At 65.3% G+C, this 17,294-nt stretch carries 16 protein-coding genes; 7 read left to right on the top strand and 9 right to left on the bottom strand.

Annotated elements, in window-relative coordinates; translation table 11 throughout:
* Nucleotides 1–31 precede the first annotated feature (31 nt).
* Nucleotides 32–202, bottom strand: a complete 171-nt coding sequence (locus XW59_RS29295; protein ID WP_170990101.1) for a hypothetical protein — start codon at nt 200–202, stop codon at nt 32–34.
* A gap of 117 nt (nt 203–319) precedes the next feature.
* Between XW59_RS29295 and XW59_RS07230 the strand changes: the two genes are divergently transcribed.
* The 3 genes from XW59_RS07230 to XW59_RS07220 all read left to right on the top strand — a co-directional run bounded on the left by XW59_RS07230 (nt 320) and on the right by XW59_RS07220 (nt 2,525).
* Entirely contained in the window at nt 320–808 is a 489-nt protein-coding gene (locus XW59_RS07230; RefSeq protein WP_047144168.1) for a CreA family protein, read from the top strand.
* Nucleotides 809–862: 54 nt separating this feature from the next.
* Nucleotides 863–1,486: a DapH/DapD/GlmU-related protein gene (locus XW59_RS07225; protein WP_047144169.1), complete on the top strand. Its 624-nt coding sequence runs from the start codon at nt 863–865 to the stop codon at nt 1,484–1,486.
* Between the two features lie 454 nt (nt 1,487–1,940).
* The gene (locus XW59_RS07220; RefSeq protein ID WP_047144170.1) at nt 1,941–2,525 is read left to right on the top strand and encodes an alkylhydroperoxidase; all 585 of its coding nucleotides are present in this window, start codon (nt 1,941–1,943) and stop codon (nt 2,523–2,525) included.
* Between the two features lie 6 nt (nt 2,526–2,531).
* On the opposite strand, the gene XW59_RS07215 is transcribed toward XW59_RS07220, so the two are convergent.
* The 4 genes from XW59_RS07215 to XW59_RS07200 form a co-directional block, all read right to left on the bottom strand.
* A complete protein-coding gene (locus tag XW59_RS07215; protein WP_137326990.1) occupies nt 2,532–5,102 on the bottom strand; it encodes a UvrD-helicase domain-containing protein in 2,571 nt (856 codons plus the stop codon).
* A gap of 126 nt (nt 5,103–5,228) precedes the next feature.
* On the bottom strand, nt 5,229–6,266 hold the full coding sequence (proX, locus tag XW59_RS07210) for a glycine betaine/L-proline ABC transporter substrate-binding protein ProX (RefSeq protein WP_047144172.1): 1,038 nt from the start codon (nt 6,264–6,266) through the stop codon (nt 5,229–5,231).
* 90 nt (nt 6,267–6,356) lie between these two features.
* Nucleotides 6,357–7,286 (bottom strand): proline/glycine betaine ABC transporter permease, encoded by a 930-nt coding sequence (locus XW59_RS07205; RefSeq protein ID WP_047144173.1) that lies wholly within the window; start codon nt 7,284–7,286, stop codon nt 6,357–6,359.
* A 15-nt stretch (nt 7,287–7,301) separates the two neighbouring features.
* Nucleotides 7,302–8,492: a glycine betaine/L-proline ABC transporter ATP-binding protein gene (locus tag XW59_RS07200; protein ID WP_047144174.1), complete on the bottom strand. Its 1,191-nt coding sequence runs from the start codon at nt 8,490–8,492 to the stop codon at nt 7,302–7,304.
* 405 nt (nt 8,493–8,897) lie between these two features.
* Here XW59_RS07200 and XW59_RS07195 point away from each other — a divergent pair, with 405 nt between their 5' ends.
* Together XW59_RS07195 and XW59_RS07190 are read left to right on the top strand one after the other, a co-directional pair.
* On the top strand, nt 8,898–9,449 hold the full coding sequence (locus tag XW59_RS07195; RefSeq protein ID WP_047144175.1) for a glyoxalase superfamily protein: 552 nt from the start codon (nt 8,898–8,900) through the stop codon (nt 9,447–9,449).
* Nucleotides 9,450–9,546: 97 nt separating this feature from the next.
* The gene (locus XW59_RS07190) at nt 9,547–10,422 is read left to right on the top strand and encodes a dienelactone hydrolase family protein (RefSeq protein WP_047144176.1); all 876 of its coding nucleotides are present in this window, start codon (nt 9,547–9,549) and stop codon (nt 10,420–10,422) included.
* A gap of 23 nt (nt 10,423–10,445) precedes the next feature.
* Here XW59_RS07190 and XW59_RS07185 read toward each other — a convergent pair whose 3' ends face one another.
* Nucleotides 10,446–10,700, bottom strand: a complete 255-nt coding sequence (locus tag XW59_RS07185; protein ID WP_246666023.1) for a hypothetical protein — start codon at nt 10,698–10,700, stop codon at nt 10,446–10,448.
* 105 nt (nt 10,701–10,805) lie between these two features.
* A complete protein-coding gene (locus XW59_RS07180) occupies nt 10,806–11,294 on the bottom strand; it encodes a thioesterase family protein (RefSeq protein WP_047144177.1) in 489 nt (162 codons plus the stop codon).
* Between the two features lie 119 nt (nt 11,295–11,413).
* On the opposite strand from XW59_RS07180, the gene XW59_RS07175 reads away from it, so the two are divergent.
* On the top strand, nt 11,414–12,832 hold the full coding sequence (locus tag XW59_RS07175) for an FAD-linked oxidase C-terminal domain-containing protein (protein WP_047144178.1): 1,419 nt from the start codon (nt 11,414–11,416) through the stop codon (nt 12,830–12,832).
* A 127-nt stretch (nt 12,833–12,959) separates the two neighbouring features.
* Complete coding sequence (locus XW59_RS07170) at nt 12,960–16,868, top strand: AsmA-like C-terminal region-containing protein (protein WP_246666022.1); 3,909 nt, start codon at nt 12,960–12,962, stop codon at nt 16,866–16,868.
* Here XW59_RS07170 and XW59_RS07165 read toward each other — a convergent pair whose 3' ends face one another.
* On the bottom strand, nt 16,869–17,096 hold the full coding sequence (locus XW59_RS07165; protein WP_047144180.1) for a ribbon-helix-helix domain-containing protein: 228 nt from the start codon (nt 17,094–17,096) through the stop codon (nt 16,869–16,871).
* The gene (locus XW59_RS07160; RefSeq protein WP_047144181.1) at nt 17,093–17,290 is read right to left on the bottom strand and encodes a DUF4169 family protein; all 198 of its coding nucleotides are present in this window, start codon (nt 17,288–17,290) and stop codon (nt 17,093–17,095) included. The genes XW59_RS07165 and XW59_RS07160 overlap by 4 nt, the downstream gene beginning before the upstream one ends.
* Nucleotides 17,291–17,294 lie beyond the last annotated feature (4 nt).

Here is a 17,294-nt window from a genome sequence, read left to right as displayed (position 1 = left end):
CGGACTGCTCTTGAATTTGATGTGGCCAGGGTCAGAAACACCAGGCGAGACCGGACTGGATCAGCGACATGAATATGCCGGGGCCGTGCTCCATCCAGCCGGCGAACGCAAGGCCGGTGGCTGCCCCCAGGCCGATTATGCCCAGTAAGGCCGCGGTGATGGTGCGGGCGTGCAGGTCGCTCGTTTTCATGAGGGTAAACATAGCGCTATCCACCGCCTGGAAAAAGATGTCATCTTGCCGCCGGGCAACCGGACTTGCAGGGGCGCCGGGCCGGACCCATTTGAAGAGCCGCATTCGCCATCCAGTCCGGAGATCTCCATGCTTTCCAGATATGCAGCACTCGCCCCGATCTTCCTTCTCCTCGCAGCCGCGCCGGCCGATGCGCAGCAGGTCGGCGAGGTCGGCGTCGACTGGCTCGGCAACGACATCATCGTCGAAGCGGTCAAGGACCCGAAAGTGCAGGGCGTTACCTGTCACATATCCTATTTCGAGCGCGGCGTGATCGACCGCCTGCAGAAGGGGAACTGGTTCGAGGACCCGTCGAACACCGCCATTTCCTGCCAGCAGACCGGACCGATATCGATCGGCGAGATCAGCCTTTCGAAAGGCGGCGAGGAGGTCTTCAAGCAGGGGATAAGCCTGATCTGGAAGAAGCAGGTGGTGAACCGCATCTACGACAAGGAAAACGACACCCTGGTCTATCTCTCGCACAGCCGGCAGGTCCAGGACGGTTCGGCCAAGATGGCGATATCGACGGTTCCGCTGTTCGGCCAGGAGGTGACCTGGGAGAAGGGCAAGCCGCAATAGAGGGTTGCCGCCGGTAAGCTTGCGGGCGTGGTTCCCGCCGCGTAAACCAGTCCGATGACCGGGCCCATCGCATCCGATTCCGAACCGCGCATCCATTCCACGGCCGAGCTCAAATCGTGCAAGCTCGGCCGCCATGCCTCGATCGGCGAGCGTGTGATCCTGCGCGAGGTGACCGTCGGCGACTATTCCTATTTCGAGCGGCACGGCGAGGCGATCTATGCCTCGATCGGCAAGTTCTGCTCGATCGCGGCCAATGTGCGCATCAACGCGCTCGAGCATCCGCTGGAGCGGGTGACGACGCACAAGGTCAGCTACAGGCCGAACGAGTATTTCAAGTATCTGGGCGTCGACCAGGAGTTTCGCGAACGCCGCGGGGCAAAGCGCGTGACCATCGGGAACGATGTCTGGATCGGCCACGGCGCCGTCGTCCTGCCCGGCGTCGCCGTCGGCAACGGCGCGGTGATCGGCGCCAACGCGGTGGTGCGCCGGGACGTCGCGCCCTATGAGATCGTCGCCGGCGCGCCGGCGAAGAGGCTGCGCATGCGCTTCACACCGGAGATCGCAGAGAGGATCGAAAGGCTCGCCTGGTGGGACTGGCCGCCCGAAAAGATCGCGCGCGCGGTGCCGCATATGCAGGCGATGCCGATCGAGGAATTTCTCGATCGCTGGGAAGGCTGAGCGTGTGGAAACGTCGTTTCCGGCATTCTGAGCGGCAACAAGACCAGCGCGGGCAACGGCCCTGCTCGGCAACGTTCTGATCGGCATACTGGGCGGCGGCAACGCCACGGCGAGGGCGGCAAGAGTGGCGCGCAGGACCCGTCTTCATCATCTGGCTTCCGGGGTACCCCTTCCGCCGCGGGGGTGGTGAGACGGAAGGGGGCCGGAGGTAACCCGCTCGGAAGCGGAAGGTGCGGGCACAATTGCCCGCGCATGAAACATAACCCAACGTAAGCAAAAGTTGTATTGAATTATTTTGCAACTTAAGGATGTCGAATTGCGAAGGACGCGGGCCATCCGTCGGCCACCCGTCCCTGCCGGTTGGAGGTAGAAAGTCTCCGAATGGATGACTTTCGCGGCGGCGCGGATTTGCTAGACCTGCCAGCGGCGGGGCGGCTTTTCCGGAGACCCAGGAATGTTCTTGCAGACGATATCGGAAGCAGAGGCCACCGGCAGGATCGCCGAGATCTACGACAAGCAGAAATCGCAGCTCGGCTTCGTCATGGAGGCGACGAGCTGCTTCACCGCGCGTCCCGATCTGCTGCCGCTCTACAGCGATTTTTCGAACGGCATCCGTGCCGGTTTCTCGCTGGGAGTGCGGGAGTGGCGCCTGATCACGCTGATCTGCGCCAAACGCATCCCCTCGACCTATTGCTCGCAGGTTTACGCCAGGCAGTTGATCGACGATCTCGGCTCGAAGGAGGCGGTTCTTGCGGCCCAGCGGGATTTCCGCAATGCGGGCCTTTCCGACCGCGACGTCGAAATGCTCGCCTATGCCGAGAAGATCGCAGTCGACGCGTCCCGGATCACCGAACAAGACATCGAGCGGCTGCGAAGGGTCGGTTTCAGTGACCGGCAGATTTGCGACATCGCGCTTTGCGCATCGTTCCGCTGCTTCGTCAGCAGGTACTTCGATGCGGTCGGTGCGGGTCCCGAGGTGGTATTCCTGGACGAGGACGCGGCCTTCCGCGAAGCGATGACTGTCGGCAAGCCCTGCTGAAGCCGTTCAGACGGCGCTGACGAAGCCGTCGAGCACGCGCTTTTGGCCGGCCTTGTCGAAATCGATGGTGAGCTTGTTGCCGTCGATGGCGGAGACGTTGCCGTTGCCGAACTTCTGGTGGAAGACGCGGTCGCCGACCTTGAACGGGGAAGGGCTGTCGGAAACCGACTTGGCGACCAGTTCGCCCTCGATCGTGCGACCCTTCACCGAGCCGCGGCCGGCACCGTAGCCCGAATCCGTCTCGCCATAGCCGATGCGCTCGACCGCGTGACCGGAGCGCGAGCCCCAGTTGCGGTCGGTCGCTTCGGTGCGATTCTGCTGCGCGCGCTGCCAGCCGGGCGTGGCGTAGGTGTTGGAAAAGGAACCGCTGCCCTGGCCGACATTGTCGAAGCGCGAGGCGCCGTAGGGATTGCGCCGGCCGACATCGCCATAGCCGCCGTAGCCGCCATAGGATGAGCCGGTCTCGGCCACCTCGACATGCATCTCCGGCAGTTCGTCGAGGAAGCGCGAGGGGATCGTCGATTGCCAGAGGCCGTGGATGCGGCGGTTGGAGACGAACCAGAGATGCAGGTTCTTCTTGGCGCGCGTGAGCCCGACATAGGCGAGACGGCGCTCCTCCTCGAGGCCGGAGCGGCCGCCCTCGTCGAGCGAGCGCTGGTGCGGGAAGAGCCCTTCCTCCCAGCCGGGGAGGAAGACGGTGTCGAACTCCAGCCCCTTGGCCGAATGCAGCGTCATGATGTTGACCGCGTCGAGCTCTTCCTGCTGCTCGGCGTCCATGACGAGAGCGACATGTTCGAGGAAGGAGCGCAGCGACTCGTATTCCTCCATGGAGCGGATCAGCTCCTTGAGGTTTTCGAGCCGCCCCGGCGCCTCCGCCGAGCGGTCGTTCTTCCACATGTCGGTGTAGCCGGATTCCTCCAGGATGGTCTCTGCGAGCTCGGTATGCGGGGTCGTGTCGATGAGGCCCTGCCAACGGGCGAAATTGGCCGCCACCTCTCGCAGCGCGGCACGCGGCTTGGGCTTCAGCTCGTCGCTCTCGGCGAGCTTGGCGGCCGCCTCCAGCATCGGCACCCGCAGCGCACGCGCGGTGTCGTGGACCTGCCTGACTGCGGCCTCGCCGAGCCCGCGCTTGGGCACGTTGACGATGCGTTCGAAGGCGAGGTCGTCGGCCGGCTGAGCGACGACGCGGAAATAGGCCATCGCGTCGCGGATCTCCTGGCGCTCGTAGAAGCGCGGGCCGCCGATGACGCGGTAGTTGAGGCCGAGCGTGACGAAACGGTCCTCGAACTCGCGCATCTGGAAGGACGCGCGCACCAGGATCGCCATGTCGTTGAGATTGCAGCCCTTGCGCTGCAGGGCCTCGATCTCCTCGCCGACGGCGCGCGCCTCCTCCTCCGAATCCCAGGCGGCATGGACCATCACCTTGGGGTCGTCCGGGTCGGGGGCATCGGTGAAGAGCGTCTTGCCGAGCCGGCCTTCATTGTGCGCGATGAGATGCGAGGCCGCACCGAGGATATGCGCGGTCGAGCGGTAGTTGCGCTCGAGCCGGATCACGGTCGCGCCGGGAAAATCCTTCTCGAAGCGCAGGATGTTGTCGACCTCGGCGCCACGCCAGCCGTAGATCGACTGATCGTCGTCGCCCACGCAGCAGATGTTGACCTTGCTTTCGCTCACGGGCCGCACCGCCGTCGTCGACGGCGGGCTCTCCGCGGGGCCGGGGTTCCCGTTGGTGCCCGGCCGCTGCGCCAACAGCCGCAGCCACATATACTGCGCGGTGTTGGTGTCCTGATACTCGTCCACCAATATGTATTTGAACTTGCGGTGATATTCCGAAAGCACGTCGTGGTGCTGGCGCAGGACGCGGATCGGATGACAGAGCAGGTCGCCGAAATCGCAGGCATTGAGCGTCAGGAGCCGGTCCTGATAGGCCTTGTAGAGTTCGCGGCCCTTGCCGTTGGCAAAGGAGCGGGCGTCGCCCTCGGGAATTTCGGCCGGGCCGAGGCCCTTGTTCTTCCAGCCGTCGATCATCATCGCGAATTGGCGCGCAGGCCAGCGCTTGTCGTCGAGCCCCTCGGCCTGGATCAACTGCTTGATCAGCCGGATGACGTCGTCGGTGTCGAGGATGGTGAAGTCGGAGCGCAGGCCGACCAGTTCGGCATGGCGGCGCAGCAGCTTGACGCCGATCGAATGGAAGGTGCCGAGCCAGGGCATGCCCTCCACCTGCTCGCCGACGAGCACGCCGATGCGGCTCTTCATCTCGCGCGCCGCCTTGTTGGTGAAGGTGACGGCAAGGATCTGCGAGGGCCAGGCGCGGCCGGTGGCGAGGATGTGCGCGATGCGCGTCGTCAGCACGCGGGTCTTGCCGGTGCCGGCGCCGGCGAGCACCAGCACCGGGCCTTCGGTGGTCTCCACGGCAAGCCGCTGCTCGGGGTTGAGCCCCTTCAGATAGTCGGGCGCGCTGCCGCCCTGCCTTGCCGCCATGGCGCGCGCGGCGATGCCACCCGCCGCTGGGGCAGGGGCGCGGCGCGGCGCGTCCTCCTCGTCGAAGAAGGGAATATCGTCAGGGGAACCGGACATTTGCTCCGAATGTAGTGATTCGGGCCGGAAAGGCCAGCACGAAGCGGGTTTCTCCTGCCGCCGGCCGTCAAATGTGAAGAAGCGGGCCACGAGGGCCCGCTTCGAGAAACTCGACCGAGCTTCGCCTCAGTTGGACTGGCGGGCGGTTTCCAGCCAGCCGTCGACCAGATCGCGGTTGGCCTCGATCCATTCGGAGGCGTGACGGTCGACATCCGACTGGCTGCCCTCGCCGTCATTCATCTTGGCGTTCTGCGCGAAGATGTCCTCGACCGGAATCGAAGCTTCCTCGAGCAGCTTGCGCACCGCCGGGTTCTCGTCGAGGAACGCCGTGTTGGCGACAGGACGGATGTCGTTCGCCGGGAAGCCGAGCGTGCAGGGATCGGCAACGCAGCCGGTCACGCCGTCGAGCGTCGCGGCGTCGGCGAGATCGGCGATCTCCTCCGGCAGGTCCACTTCCGGCACCTCGATCCAGACCACGTCCTCGCCCGGAACGAGCGCGTTGACGGTCCAGTTCGGCGTCCAGGTGTAGAACAGGATAGGCTCGCCCTGCTCGTAGGCGGCGATCGCATCGGCCATCGAGGCCGCGTAGCTCGCCTTGATCGGGTTCACGTGATCGCGCAGCTCGTAGGCGTCGAGATGGTGTTCGATATTGACCTCGCAGCCCCAGCCGGGCGGGCAGGCGACCAGATCGGCCTTGCCGTCGCCGTCACGGTCGAAGGCTTCCTTGACCTCGTCGCGCTTGAAGTCGTCGAGCGTCTTGATGTCGAACTTCTCGGCCGAGGCCTTGTCGACCAGATAGCCCTCCAGCGCACCGCCCTCGGCGACCGCGCCGACAATCTCGGCACCCTGCGAGAAGGTGCTTTCATAGGTGTTGTGCAGCGGGAACCAGCCATTGACCCACAGGTCCAAATCGCCCTGGGCGACGGCCTGGTAGAAGGGCGGGTTGTCGAGCGTGGTCGGTCCCTCGACCGTGTAGCCGAGCGCCTCCAGCATCTGCTTGTAGATCGCGGCCTCGAACCAACCCGTGTCCCAGGTCGCCTGCGCCATCCTGACGGTGGTGCCGTCGCCGGGATTGTCCTGCGCGACGGCGGGCAATTGCATCGCTCCGATGGCGGCGATTGACACGCCGAGTGCCAGCGCCCGGGAGAGAATTGCTCTCTTCATGATGGTTCTCCTTTGATTTTCTTTGCCTGATCGCCTGCAAGAAGCAGGACGCGGATGCCGCCCCAATGGAATGCGGCCGGGCAGACCGGATCAGCCTGCCCGTTCGGTGCGGTCGACAGGAGGCGCCGACACGCTGAAGAGCTGCTTGAGCGTCGCAAACAGCGACGTGGTGCGGACCTGCCGCTGCTCGCCGAGCGCCTGGGTGATGCGATCGAGGATGATCGCGATCAGCACGATGCCGACGCCGCCGGCGGTCGCGTTGCCGACGTCGAGGCGGCCGAGGCCGGTGAAGACCACGAGGCCGAGCCCGCCGGCGCCGATCATCGCCGCGATCACCACCATCGACAGCGCCAGCATCAGCGTCTGGTTGAGGCCGGCCATGATGGTGCGCAGGGCGAGCGGGAACTGCAGATCCCACAGCATCTGCCAGCGGGTCGAGCCGAACGTCTGCGCCGCCTCGATCAGATCATGGCGCACGTTGCGGATGCCGAGATTGGTCAGGCGGATGATCGGCGGCAGCGCGAAGATGATCGTCGCTATGATGCCGGGGACCATGCCGACGCCGAACAGCATGACGATGGGCACGAGATAGACGAAGGAGGGGATCGTCTGCATGATGTCGAGCACCGGGCGCAGCACCATCTGGAAACGGTCGCTGCCGGCCGCGATTATGCCCAGCGGAATGCCGATCACGGTGCAGAAGAAGACCGCGGTGACGACCATCGACAAGGTCGTCATCGTTTCCGGCCAGAGGCCGATCATATCGATGAAGCAGAGCGCGATCGCCGTGAATATCGCAACCCGGTGGCCGGCGGTTCGCCACGCGACGAGTGCGAGGACCGCGGTGAAGGCCAGCATCGGCACGGCATTGAGAAACGCGTCGAGATTGTTGAGCACCAGCGTGACGGGCCATTGCAGCGAGCGGAAGAACGGCCGGAAATTCGGCACCAGCCAGTCGCGCACGAAGCTGTTGACCCATTCGTTCAAGGGAATGGTGAGAAGGTCTGAGGGACTGAACATGAAAAACTCCTGGCCTCAGGCTGCCGGCTGCTGTTCGCCGGCGAGCTTCGCGAACACGGCTTCCGGCGGAACGATGCCCTCCAGCCGGCCCTTGCGGTTGGTCACGGCGATGGGAAGCCCGCTCTGGGCAAGCGGATAGAGCTCGAAAAGCTCGGTCGAACGACCCGCCTTCGGAAAGTCGGAAAGGATGGCGTCGCGAAGCGCGCCGCCATTGTCGCGGACGGAAGCCGTCAGGTCGCGATAGGTGACCAGGCCGGCGATGTTTTCGCCGTCGACGATGTAGAGCGCGTCGCGCCCCAGCTCTTCCATGCGCTGGATCGCCGATTGGGCGGTGGCGGATGAAAGCTCGAGCGCCTCGGGGGCGACGGAGACGCTGGCCGCGGTGAAGACGCGCGAGCGGTCGATGTCCGCGGTGAAGGCCGCGACATAGTCGTCCGCCGGCGTGTCCACGATCTCCTCGGCCGTACCGATCTGGACGAAGCGGCCATCCTTCATGATCGCGATCTTGTCGCCGAGCGTGAGCGCCTCGTTGAGGTCGTGGGTGATGAAGATGATCGTCTTCTTCATCGTGCGCTGCAGTTCGAGCAGTTCCTCCTGCATGTCGCGGCGGATGAGCGGATCGAGCGCCGAGAAGGGCTCGTCCATGAGGAGAACTTCCGGCTCGGCCGCAAGCCCGCGGGCAAGTCCCACGCGCTGCTGCATGCCGCCGGAAAGCTCGTCGGGATAGCTGTCGGCATAGGCCTCGAGCCCGACCTGGGCGAGGGCGGCGATCGCGCGCTCGCGTCGCTCGGCAGCGGCCATGCCGCGGATCTTCAGGCCGTAGGCGGCGTTCTCGGCAACCGTCTTGTGTGGGAACAAGGCGAAGTGCTGGAACACCATCGCGACCTTCTCGCGCCGGATGCGGCGCAGTTCCTGCGCCGAGCAGGAGGCGACATCGACGCCGTCGACGAGCATCTGGCCCGAAGTCGGCTCAATCAAGCCGTTGATCATGCGCACCAGCGTCGACTTGCCCGAACCCGACAGGCCCATGACGACGAAGATCTGGCCTTCGCCCACGTCGAAGCTCGTGTCCTGGACGCCTACGGTGTGGCCGGTTTCGGCGAAAATCTCTTCCTTGCTGCGGCCTTCACGCAAAAGGCGAAGCGCTTCTTCGGGATGAGTGCCAAAAATCTTGAAAATGTTCTTGGCAGATACCTTGAATTTCATGGAGCCTTCTAAATCTATCGGATTCCTTCGTCAGTCAAATGACAGCTATGTTCGAGCACAAAAAGGAATCCCACAGCCAGTATCATTTCAAGATATTGACCGTGACATTGAGGATTTCGTTTGTTGATCTGTCCAACATAGGCCGTGAGATTCACGGAGGCAACCCTTTTGCTCAATTTTATCGCAGAAACGCCGTAATCGGTTTCGGAGCAAAGGAAGAATTGACGCGGCGACGATCGGCTTCTACGACTGTCTGGCAAGGGCCGGGAGCGGCCTGCAGTCCGCGCCCTCCAAGGGTTTGGCGAACGCTTCCATGATCCTTTCAACCGGTCTTTCCAATCCGGCGAAGGCATCGGCAATGCGGACGCTGATGATTTGTTTCGCCGGTTCGAAGGATCGGACGCAATGCGCAATTTCCGTGATGCCAAAGCCATGGCCAGGGCCATGCGCGAAGCCCTTGCCGAAAAGAACGTCTCCGTATCGCACAGCGAGGCGCTGGAGATCGTGGCCAGGCAGTTCGGCCTCGCCACCTGGAACGTCCTGAGTGCGAAGATCGAGGCGGAGGACTCCGCCGGCAGCCCGCAATTCCAGCAGGCGGTGCCGATCGTGCGCATATTCGACGTCGACAAGGCGATGGAGTTCTATGTCGGCTTCCTCGGCTTCAGCGTGGACTGGGAGCACCGCTTCGGCGAGAATTTCCCGCTTTACTGCCAGGTCTCGAACCGCGGGCTCAGGCTGCATCTGAGCGAGCATTCGGGCGATGCCAGCCCCGGCGGCAACATGATCGTCTACATGAAAGGCATCGAGGCCTGGCACAGGACGCTGCTCGCCAAGAACTACCGCTACAACCGACCCGGACTGGAGCGCCAGGATTGGGGACTCGAGGTCGAGGTGATCGACCCCTTCGGCAACCGCATCCGCTTTCTGGAAAACCAGGCGTCGAAGGACGACGAATAGGACATTCTGGGCGCGCGCGCGGCCGTCACGCATGGTTGACTGGACCGCGCGCGCCTCTCTCCTATCCTTCGGGTGATGGACACGAAGGGAGGAGCAAATGGCGAAGCCCCAGATAACGCAGGCGATGATCGACGCCTACGACGAATACACGCATCTCACCCTCGACCGCCGTGCCTTCATGGAGAAGCTGACCCGGCTTGCGGGTTCCGGAGCGGCGGCGGCCGCGATCGTGCCGCTGCTGGCCGCGAATTCGGCTCATGCGCAGATCGTTCCCGAAGACGATGAGCGCCTGAACGCGCAGGACGTCACTTATCCGGGGGCGGGCGGCGACATGAAAGGCTATCTCGTTTCGCCCGCGGATGCGGAAGGCAGGCTGCCGGCAGTGATCGTCATCCACGAAAATCGCGGGCTCAACCCGCATATCAGGGATGTCGCGCGCCGCATGGCGCTCGAAGGCTTCGTCGCGCTTGCGCCGGACTATCTGTCGCCTGCCGGTGGGACGCCGGCCGACGAGGACGAGGCCCGTAGCATGATCGGGCAGCTCGACCAGCGCGGCGTCGTCGACAACGGCGTGGCGACGGTCGCCTGGCTCGAAAACCACGAGGCGTCCAACGGCAATGTCGGCGCGATCGGCTTCTGCTGGGGCGGTGGGGCGGTCAACGACCTCGCCGTCAACGCACCGACGCTGAAGGCCGGCGTCGCCTATTATGGCAGGCAGGCCGCCACGGAGGATGTCGAGAAGATCAATGCGGCGCTGGTCCTCCACTATGCGGGGCTCGACGATCGCATCAATGCCGGGATCGAACCTTACAGGCAGGCGCTGGAGGCGGCCGGCAAGGAGGCGACCATCTACATGTACGAGGGCGCGAACCACGCCTTCAACAACGACACGTCGGAAGCCCGCTACGACGAGGCGGCGGCGAAACTCGCGTGGGACAGGACGGTGGCGTTCCTGAAGGAAAAACTGGCCTGAAGTCCCGCGCGGGACGGGCGGCCCTAGCGCCTCGCGCAGCGCTTGCGGCGCGCGGTCTCTATGATCTGGCGCGCGTAGATGACGTTGATGGGGATCGGAAGACTCGATCGCTCGATGCGGTAGAGTTCGTTGTCGAGCGTCTTCAGCGCCCGCCAGAAATCATAGTCGCTGATGGTGTCGTCATCGGCGAGAAAGCTCGAAAGACGGGCAACGTCCATGCCCGTCCGCTTCGCCGGACCATGCCCCCGCCACTGGCTCGTTCCGGTTCGATTCGTCATGCCGGGATTTTTTCGGCGGCGGGCGGAGGGTTCAACCCCGGGGGGAGGAACGATTTGTGTAAACTCCGTTAGGGTTAACGATGTCCTAACGGCGCGGAAAGCCGCTCAGACCTTCCTGCGACGGATGCCGATCGGCCGTCCGATCCGCTCGGAGACCGGCAAGGCCGTATGCGCGGCCCGCATCTTCTCGACATTGGCGAGGATGTCGGCCGGGAAGCGGCAGACCCTCGGCCCGGTCATGTCGACGTGGAGCGTCAGCGATTCGGAGGTGGCGGCCAGCCAGCCGTCCCGGTGATGGAGTTCCTGGAAGACGTGAAACCGCTTCTCGTCGTGGTCGAGCATCTGGAACGTGGAGGTCACCCTGTCTCCCAGATGCAGCTCGCGCACGTAGCAGACGTGGATTTCGGCCGTGTAGGTGGTGAGCCGCCTTTCCTTCGCGTATTCGGCGCCCATGCCGAGAAACTCGAACGCCTCGTCGGAGGCGCGGTCGAAGAGGACGTTGTAGTAGGCCATGTTCAGATGGCCGTTATAGTCGATCCAATCCTTCTCGATCTCGAGGACGCTGGAAACGAACGGGGCAGGGGCGGAGGTCATGCGGATATCCTGTTGCTGGCTGGTCGCTGGACAACGGCCCGGCGATTTGCAACTGGGATACAAAACGAAACGGCGGGGCCGCACAAGGCTTGCCGTTTGGTCGAACGGAGGAGCACGCGATGGCACTGGCGCAACTGGCTCAGGTCGAACGGAACGATGCCGGCATCGCTGAGGCGGTCGGCATTTTCAGGCAGCGATTCGGCGACGCTTTCGTTACCGGCCACGCCGTGCGCGAGCAGCATTCGCACACGACGACCTACATTCCCTCGCAGCTTCCCGACGGCGTGGTGTTTCCCAAGACGCTGGAGGAGATCCAGGACGCGGTCCGCATCTGCGCCGAGCATCGCGTGCCGATTATCCCCTTCGGCACGGGAACCTCGCTCGAAGGCCATGTGAACGCGCCGGGCGGCGGCATCTCGATCGACACCTCGCAGATGAAGGGCGTGCTTTCGGTCAACGCGGAGGATCTCGACTGCACGGTCGAGGCCGGAATCACGCGCGAGGAGCTCAACGCGCATCTGCGCGACACCGGACTGTTCTTTCCGATCGATCCGGGCGCCAACGCCAGCATCGGCGGCATGACCTCCACGCGCGCCTCCGGCACGAACGCGGTGCGTTACGGCACGATGCGCGAGAACGTTTTGTCGCTCACCGCCGTGATGCCGGACGGCCGCGCCGTCACCACGGCGAAGCGGGCGCGCAAATCCTCCGCCGGCTACGACCTGACGCGGCTGCTCGTCGGCTCGGAAGGCACGCTCGGCGTGATCGCCTCGGTGACGCTCAAGCTGCATGGCATCCCGCAGGCGATTTCGGGCGGCGTATGTCCGTTTCCGAGCGTCGACGCGGCCTGTCGCGCGGTCATCATGACGATCCAGATGGGCATACCGGTGGCGCGCATCGAGTTGATCAATGCGCTCGGGATGAAGTCCCTCAACGCCTATTCGAATCTCGGATATGCCGAATCTCCCTGCCTGTTCGTCGAATTCCACGGCACCGAGGCCGGCGTGGGCGAGCAGGCGGAGATGTTCGGCGAAATCGCGGCCGAGTACGGCGGCGGACCTTTCCTGTGGACGAACGTCGCCGAGGAACGCGCCAAGCTGTGGAAGGCGCGCCACGATTCCTATTGGGCCGGGCTTGCGCTCCGGCCCGGCTGCAAGGCGCTTGCCACCGACGTCTGCGTGCCGATCTCGCGGCTCGCCGAATGCATCAACGAAACCGAGGAGGAAATTGCCCGTTCCGGCCTGATCGCGCCCATCGTGGGCCATGTCGGCGACGGTAATTTCCACGCCATGGTGCTGATGGACGCCGACGATCCGAAGGAGATCGAGGCGGCGGAAGCGTTCGTGGCGCGGCTCAACATGCGCGCCATCGCCATGGAGGGCACCTGTACCGGCGAGCACGGGATCGGGCAGGGCAAGATGCCGTTCCTCGAACGTGAGCTCGGCGCGGGCGTCGATGTGATGCGCGCGATCAAGCAGGCGATCGATCCGCTCGGCATCATGAACCCGGGAAAAGTGTTCACCTCCACCTCCGGCTGAGGGACATCGCCTCTGCATAAGGCGATTTGCCACTTTATCGACACGCTAATGCGGCTAAACTATTGGCCGGTTTCCGGATTCCCGCTGGAGGATTCAACTGGCCCGATTTTTCGTCGCCATCGGTGGATTGATCGTACTGGCGCTGACCTTCGCGCTGGTGGCGCCGTATTTTATCGACTGGACTTCCTATCGGGCCGAGTTCGAGCGCGAGGCCGGCCGCATACTCGGCCGCGAGGTGAAGGTGGAAGGCTCGGCCACCGCGCGGATACTGCCGTTCCCTTCGGTTTCCTTTTCCGACGTGGTCGTGGCGGGCGCGACACCCGACGAACCGGCGATGACGGTGGAAACCTTTTCCATGGATGCCGAGCTCGCTCCCTTCATGCGCGGCGAGCTGCTGATCTTCGACATGCGGCTGGTGCGCCCCAGCGTCGTCATCGACGTGGCCAAGGACGGCATGGTCGACTGGTCGGTGCGCCCCTCCGTGCCGATGGACGCCCGCAACATCTCGCTCGAAAAGCTGACGATCACCGACGGCACGGTTTCGCTACGCCATGAGGCGAGCGGGCGCACCCATGCGCTGACGGAGGTGAATGCCGACATTTCGGCGCGTTCGCTGGCGGGGCCCTGGCGCATGGATGGTTCGCTGCGGCTCGACGGCATGAAGACGGCCGTTTCGGTCTCGACCGGCTCCGTGGACGAGAAGGGCGGCATGAGGCTGAGGGTCAAGGCGCAGCCGGAGCGCTACCCCTTCGCGTTCGAAGCGGACGGCACGGCGCGGCTCCTGGACGGCGCGGCCGACTACGCCGGCGACTTCAGGCTCAACGCCAGCCCCGGCCGCGCCGAGCGGACGGGTGAAGAGGCCGCCGTGGCGGAAAAGGGCCCGCCGGCCTATCGCCTCAGCGGCAAATTCGATCTCGACCACACCCGGATCGCCGTCGACGAGTTCCGCTTCGAGACGGGACCGCTGGAAGATCCCTATACCGCCGACGGTTCGGCCGAGTTCGACCTCGGCGCCTCGCCGCGCTTCGCCGTTCGCGCCGACGGCGCGCAAATCAGGTTCGCGGGCGCGGCCGAGGGCGAGGACGGCAAGGCGAGCTTCGACGAGCGGGCGGCTGGCTTCCGTGAATTCGTGATGGATCTGCCGAAGCCGGCCATTCCCGGCACGGTCGAGGTGCAGCTGCCGGCGATCGTGGCGGGCGACACGACGATCCGCGACGTAAGTCTCTCGGCGCAGCCTTCGGATGCGGGCTGGACGATCGCCTCGCTCGGCGCTTCGCTGCCGGGGCGCACCACGCTGGAAGCCGAAGGCGAGCTTGCCACGCGCGAGGAACTCGGCTTCAAGGGCTCGCTGCTGCTCGCCGTCGGCCAGCCCTCGGGCTTCGCGGCCTGGCTTTCGAAGGACATAGACGAGGCGATCCGGCGGCTTCCCGCCGCCGGCTTCAGCGCCAAGGTGGACCTGACGGAGCGCCGGCAGCTTTTTTCCGATCTCGAATTGATGCTGGGGTCGGCGAAGTTCCGCGGCGAGATCGACAACCGCCAGCCTGAAAACGCCAAGCCCTCCATGATCATGCGCCTCAAGGGCGACCGGCTCGACGTCGAGGGCATGACCGCCTTCGCCTCGCTCTTCGTCAGCGACAAGGGCGTGAACCGGCTTGCCGACCACGATCTGGACTTCGAGATCGAAGCCGGGCCGGTCGAGGCGGCGGGTCTCGAGGCGGAAACCGTGGACACGGCGCTTCGCCTGCGCGACGGCCAGCTGGAGATCGACCGGCTGACGATCGGCGGCCTGGCTGGCGCCAGCGTGAGCGCGACGGGCACGATCAAGGATCTGTCGGGCGAGCCGGCCGGCGATATCGACGCCACGATCGTTTCCGTCGATCTGGACCCGCTCGTCACGGCGATCTCGCGGCGTTATCCGCAAAACGTCGCCATGCGCGAGCTCGCGCGCCGCGCCGCCGATTTTCCCGGCCTGCTTTCCGATGCGAGAATCGACGCGGTGGCGAGCATCGCCGGCAATGGCGACGGCACCAGCGGACTTGGGATAAATGCCAATGGCGAAGCCGGCGGGACAAGCTTCACGCTGGCGAACTCGTTCAAGAACCTGCGCGGCGATCTTGCGAGCACGCCTCTGTCGCTGACCGCCAAGGCCCAGAACGATGAGGCCGCGAAGCTCTATGCGTTGCTCGGCCTGCCGGCGCTGCCGCTCGACTTTATCGGCAAGGCGGAAGCGGAATTCTCGCTCGACGGTGTGCTGGCCGACGGCGCGGGGACGAAGCTGGCTTTTCGCGGCGACGGGCTGGAAGCGGGCTTCGAGGGTCAAAGCACGCTTGCCGATGACGGATTCTTCGCGAAAGGCGCGAGCAGCATCACCTCTGACGATCTCGCGCCGTGGCTGATGACGGCGGGCGTGGCGCTGCCACAGATGAGCATCGGGCTTCCCGTCGATCTCAAGGCGCAGCTCGACTATGCCAGGGGGCTTACGGTTATGTCGGGCCTCGGCGGAAGCATCGCCGGAGCACGGGTCAGCGGCGACCTCAACGCGCAGGGGAAGGACGGCGTGGCGCATCTGACTGGCTCGCTCGGCATCGACGCGCTCGATCTACGCCTTCTGGCGGAAATGGTCCTCGGCGAGCAGGCGCTCGCCGGCGGCGGGACAGACTGGTCGACCACGCCGTTCCAGCAGGCGACCTCCTTGCCTTTCACCGCCGATGTCGACATCAGGGCCGAGAAGCTGCTCGCGGGCGCGCAGGCCATCCAGGACGGGCGCATGTCGGTGCGGCTCGGTCCGGAAGGCGTCGCCGTCTCGGACATCGGCGGCAAGCTCAGCGGTGGCGCGGTGAGCGGTCTGGTCGAGTTGAAGAACGACAACGGGACCGGGCTTCTGTCCGCGCAACTGCAGCTCGAGGAAGCCAATCTCGCCACCGTTCTCGGCTTGCCCGGGGTCGAGGGCATGGCCAACATATCCGCCAATGTCACCTCCAGCGGCAAGTCGCTCGACGGCCTGGTGTCGGCTCTGGCGGGCTCCGGCTCCATGAAGCTGCGCAATCTGGTCGTGGTCGGCATCAATCCGGCCGCCTTCCAGCCCATCCTCGCCGAGGCGGACAAGATCGGCCGGGACATCGATGCCGTGCGCACGGCCGGCTTCGCGCCGCAGATCGCGACGAACGGCGCCTTCAGCGCCGCCGGCGCGGACCTCGCGCTGACGATCGCCAACGGCGTGGTGCGCGCCCCGCCGCTCAGGCTCGAAACGCCCGGCGCGGTGCTCAGCGCCGATGTCGGCGCCGATCTCGGCACATCCGCCTTTTCCGCCAATGCGGCGATCTCCTACGATCCGGGGCAGGAGGCGCTTGCCGGCTCGGAACCGGCGGTTCGCTTCCGCGTCGAGGGCACCCGCGGCGACGTGCAGGTGTCGGTCGATACCGAGCCGCTGGCGCAGTTCCTGACCCAGCGGGCGCTCGAGCGCGAGCAGGAGCGGGTCGAGGCGATGCAGGCTTCGCTTCTGGAGAAGCAGCGCTATCGCCGCGAGGCGCGCTACTACCAGGAGCGGCAGGAAGCGCGCGTGCGCGCCGCCGAGGAGGAGCGCCGGGCCGCCGAGGAGGCGGAAGAGGCGCGGCTTGAGGCCGAGGCACATGCGAAGCGCGAGGCGGAAGCCGCCGAGCAGCGCCGCCTGGCCGAGGAGGAACGCACGCGCCAGGCGGAAGAGGAGGCACGGCAGAAAGCCGAGGCCGAAGCCAAGGCGCGGGCCGAGGAAGAGGCGCGCGCGAAGGAAGAGAAACGCCTGCGCCAGGAGAACGAGAAGCTGCGCGCCGAGGTCGAGGCCCTGATGAAGGCACGCGAGACCGTGGGTGATCCTTTACCGGCGGAGATGGAGCGTGCGCCGATACCGGCTCCGCGGGGCGGCAACGCACCGCCGGAACGCGCGGCCGGCCGCGCCGCGGGGGAGGGGCGTTCCGATCTGCCGGGCGTTTCGGACATCTTTTCCGAGCGCAACATGTCGATCGACGGGCTGCTGCGGTCGCTCGACACGGAGCAGTAATCAGGAGCCGCGCGCGCGCTCCTTCAGACAGTCGAGCACGTGGAGCCTGAGCGCGGAGGACAGGTTGGTGTCGCGCCGTCGCTTCTCGTCGATCTCGCCGACAAGGGCCGCGAGCGCCATTCCGCGTGCCTCGGCTATCACGGCGAGTTCGTCGAAGAAGGGCTGTTCCAGGGAAAAGCTGGTTCTGTGACCGCGGATCGACACCGACCTCTTGACGACCGCGCTCAATCCTCGCGCGTCCCGTCGGTTTTTTCGCGCCGGTGGTTTTCAAGCGCGCTCAGCGCTCTTTCGCGCTCGGTGCTCGCCGCCTTGCGTTCCGCCTTCGGCAGGCCATGCAGGATGCGGTTGCGGTCAGCCTCGCGCTCCTTGTCGGCGCGCGCGCGGCGTTTTCGTGCCATCCGGAGATTGAGGATCTCCGCCATCGCC

Source organism: Aquamicrobium sp. LC103 (assembly GCF_001014615.2).
In the GTDB taxonomy this organism is placed as follows: Bacteria; Pseudomonadota; Alphaproteobacteria; order Rhizobiales; family Rhizobiaceae; genus LBCQ02.
Note: the sequence above shows the minus strand (reverse complement) of the source record. Positions and strands in the feature narration are given on the sequence as shown.

Coding starts and splice junctions, on each gene's coding strand:
- XW59_RS07160 (WP_047144181.1), bottom strand. CDS start 17,290: ATGGCGGAGATCCTCAATCTCCGGATGGCACGAAAACGCCGCGCGCGC.
- XW59_RS07200 (WP_047144174.1), bottom strand. CDS start 8,492: ATGAAATTCAAGGTATCTGCCAAGAACATTTTCAAGATTTTTGGCACT.
- XW59_RS07215 (WP_137326990.1), bottom strand. CDS start 5,102: ATGTCCGGTTCCCCTGACGATATTCCCTTCTTCGACGAGGAGGACGCG.
- XW59_RS07175 (WP_047144178.1), top strand. CDS start 11,414: ATGGCACTGGCGCAACTGGCTCAGGTCGAACGGAACGATGCCGGCATC.
- XW59_RS29295 (WP_170990101.1), bottom strand. CDS start 202: ATGTTTACCCTCATGAAAACGAGCGACCTGCACGCCCGCACCATCACC.
- proX (WP_047144172.1), bottom strand. CDS start 6,266: ATGAAGAGAGCAATTCTCTCCCGGGCGCTGGCACTCGGCGTGTCAATC.
- XW59_RS07230 (WP_047144168.1), top strand. CDS start 320: ATGCTTTCCAGATATGCAGCACTCGCCCCGATCTTCCTTCTCCTCGCA.
- XW59_RS07195 (WP_047144175.1), top strand. CDS start 8,898: ATGCGCAATTTCCGTGATGCCAAAGCCATGGCCAGGGCCATGCGCGAA.
- XW59_RS07190 (WP_047144176.1), top strand. CDS start 9,547: ATGGCGAAGCCCCAGATAACGCAGGCGATGATCGACGCCTACGACGAA.
- XW59_RS07225 (WP_047144169.1), top strand. CDS start 863: ATGACCGGGCCCATCGCATCCGATTCCGAACCGCGCATCCATTCCACG.
- XW59_RS07185 (WP_246666023.1), bottom strand. CDS start 10,700: ATGACGAATCGAACCGGAACGAGCCAGTGGCGGGGGCATGGTCCGGCG.
- XW59_RS07205 (WP_047144173.1), bottom strand. CDS start 7,286: ATGTTCAGTCCCTCAGACCTTCTCACCATTCCCTTGAACGAATGGGTC.
- XW59_RS07180 (WP_047144177.1), bottom strand. CDS start 11,294: ATGACCTCCGCCCCTGCCCCGTTCGTTTCCAGCGTCCTCGAGATCGAG.
- XW59_RS07220 (WP_047144170.1), top strand. CDS start 1,941: ATGTTCTTGCAGACGATATCGGAAGCAGAGGCCACCGGCAGGATCGCC.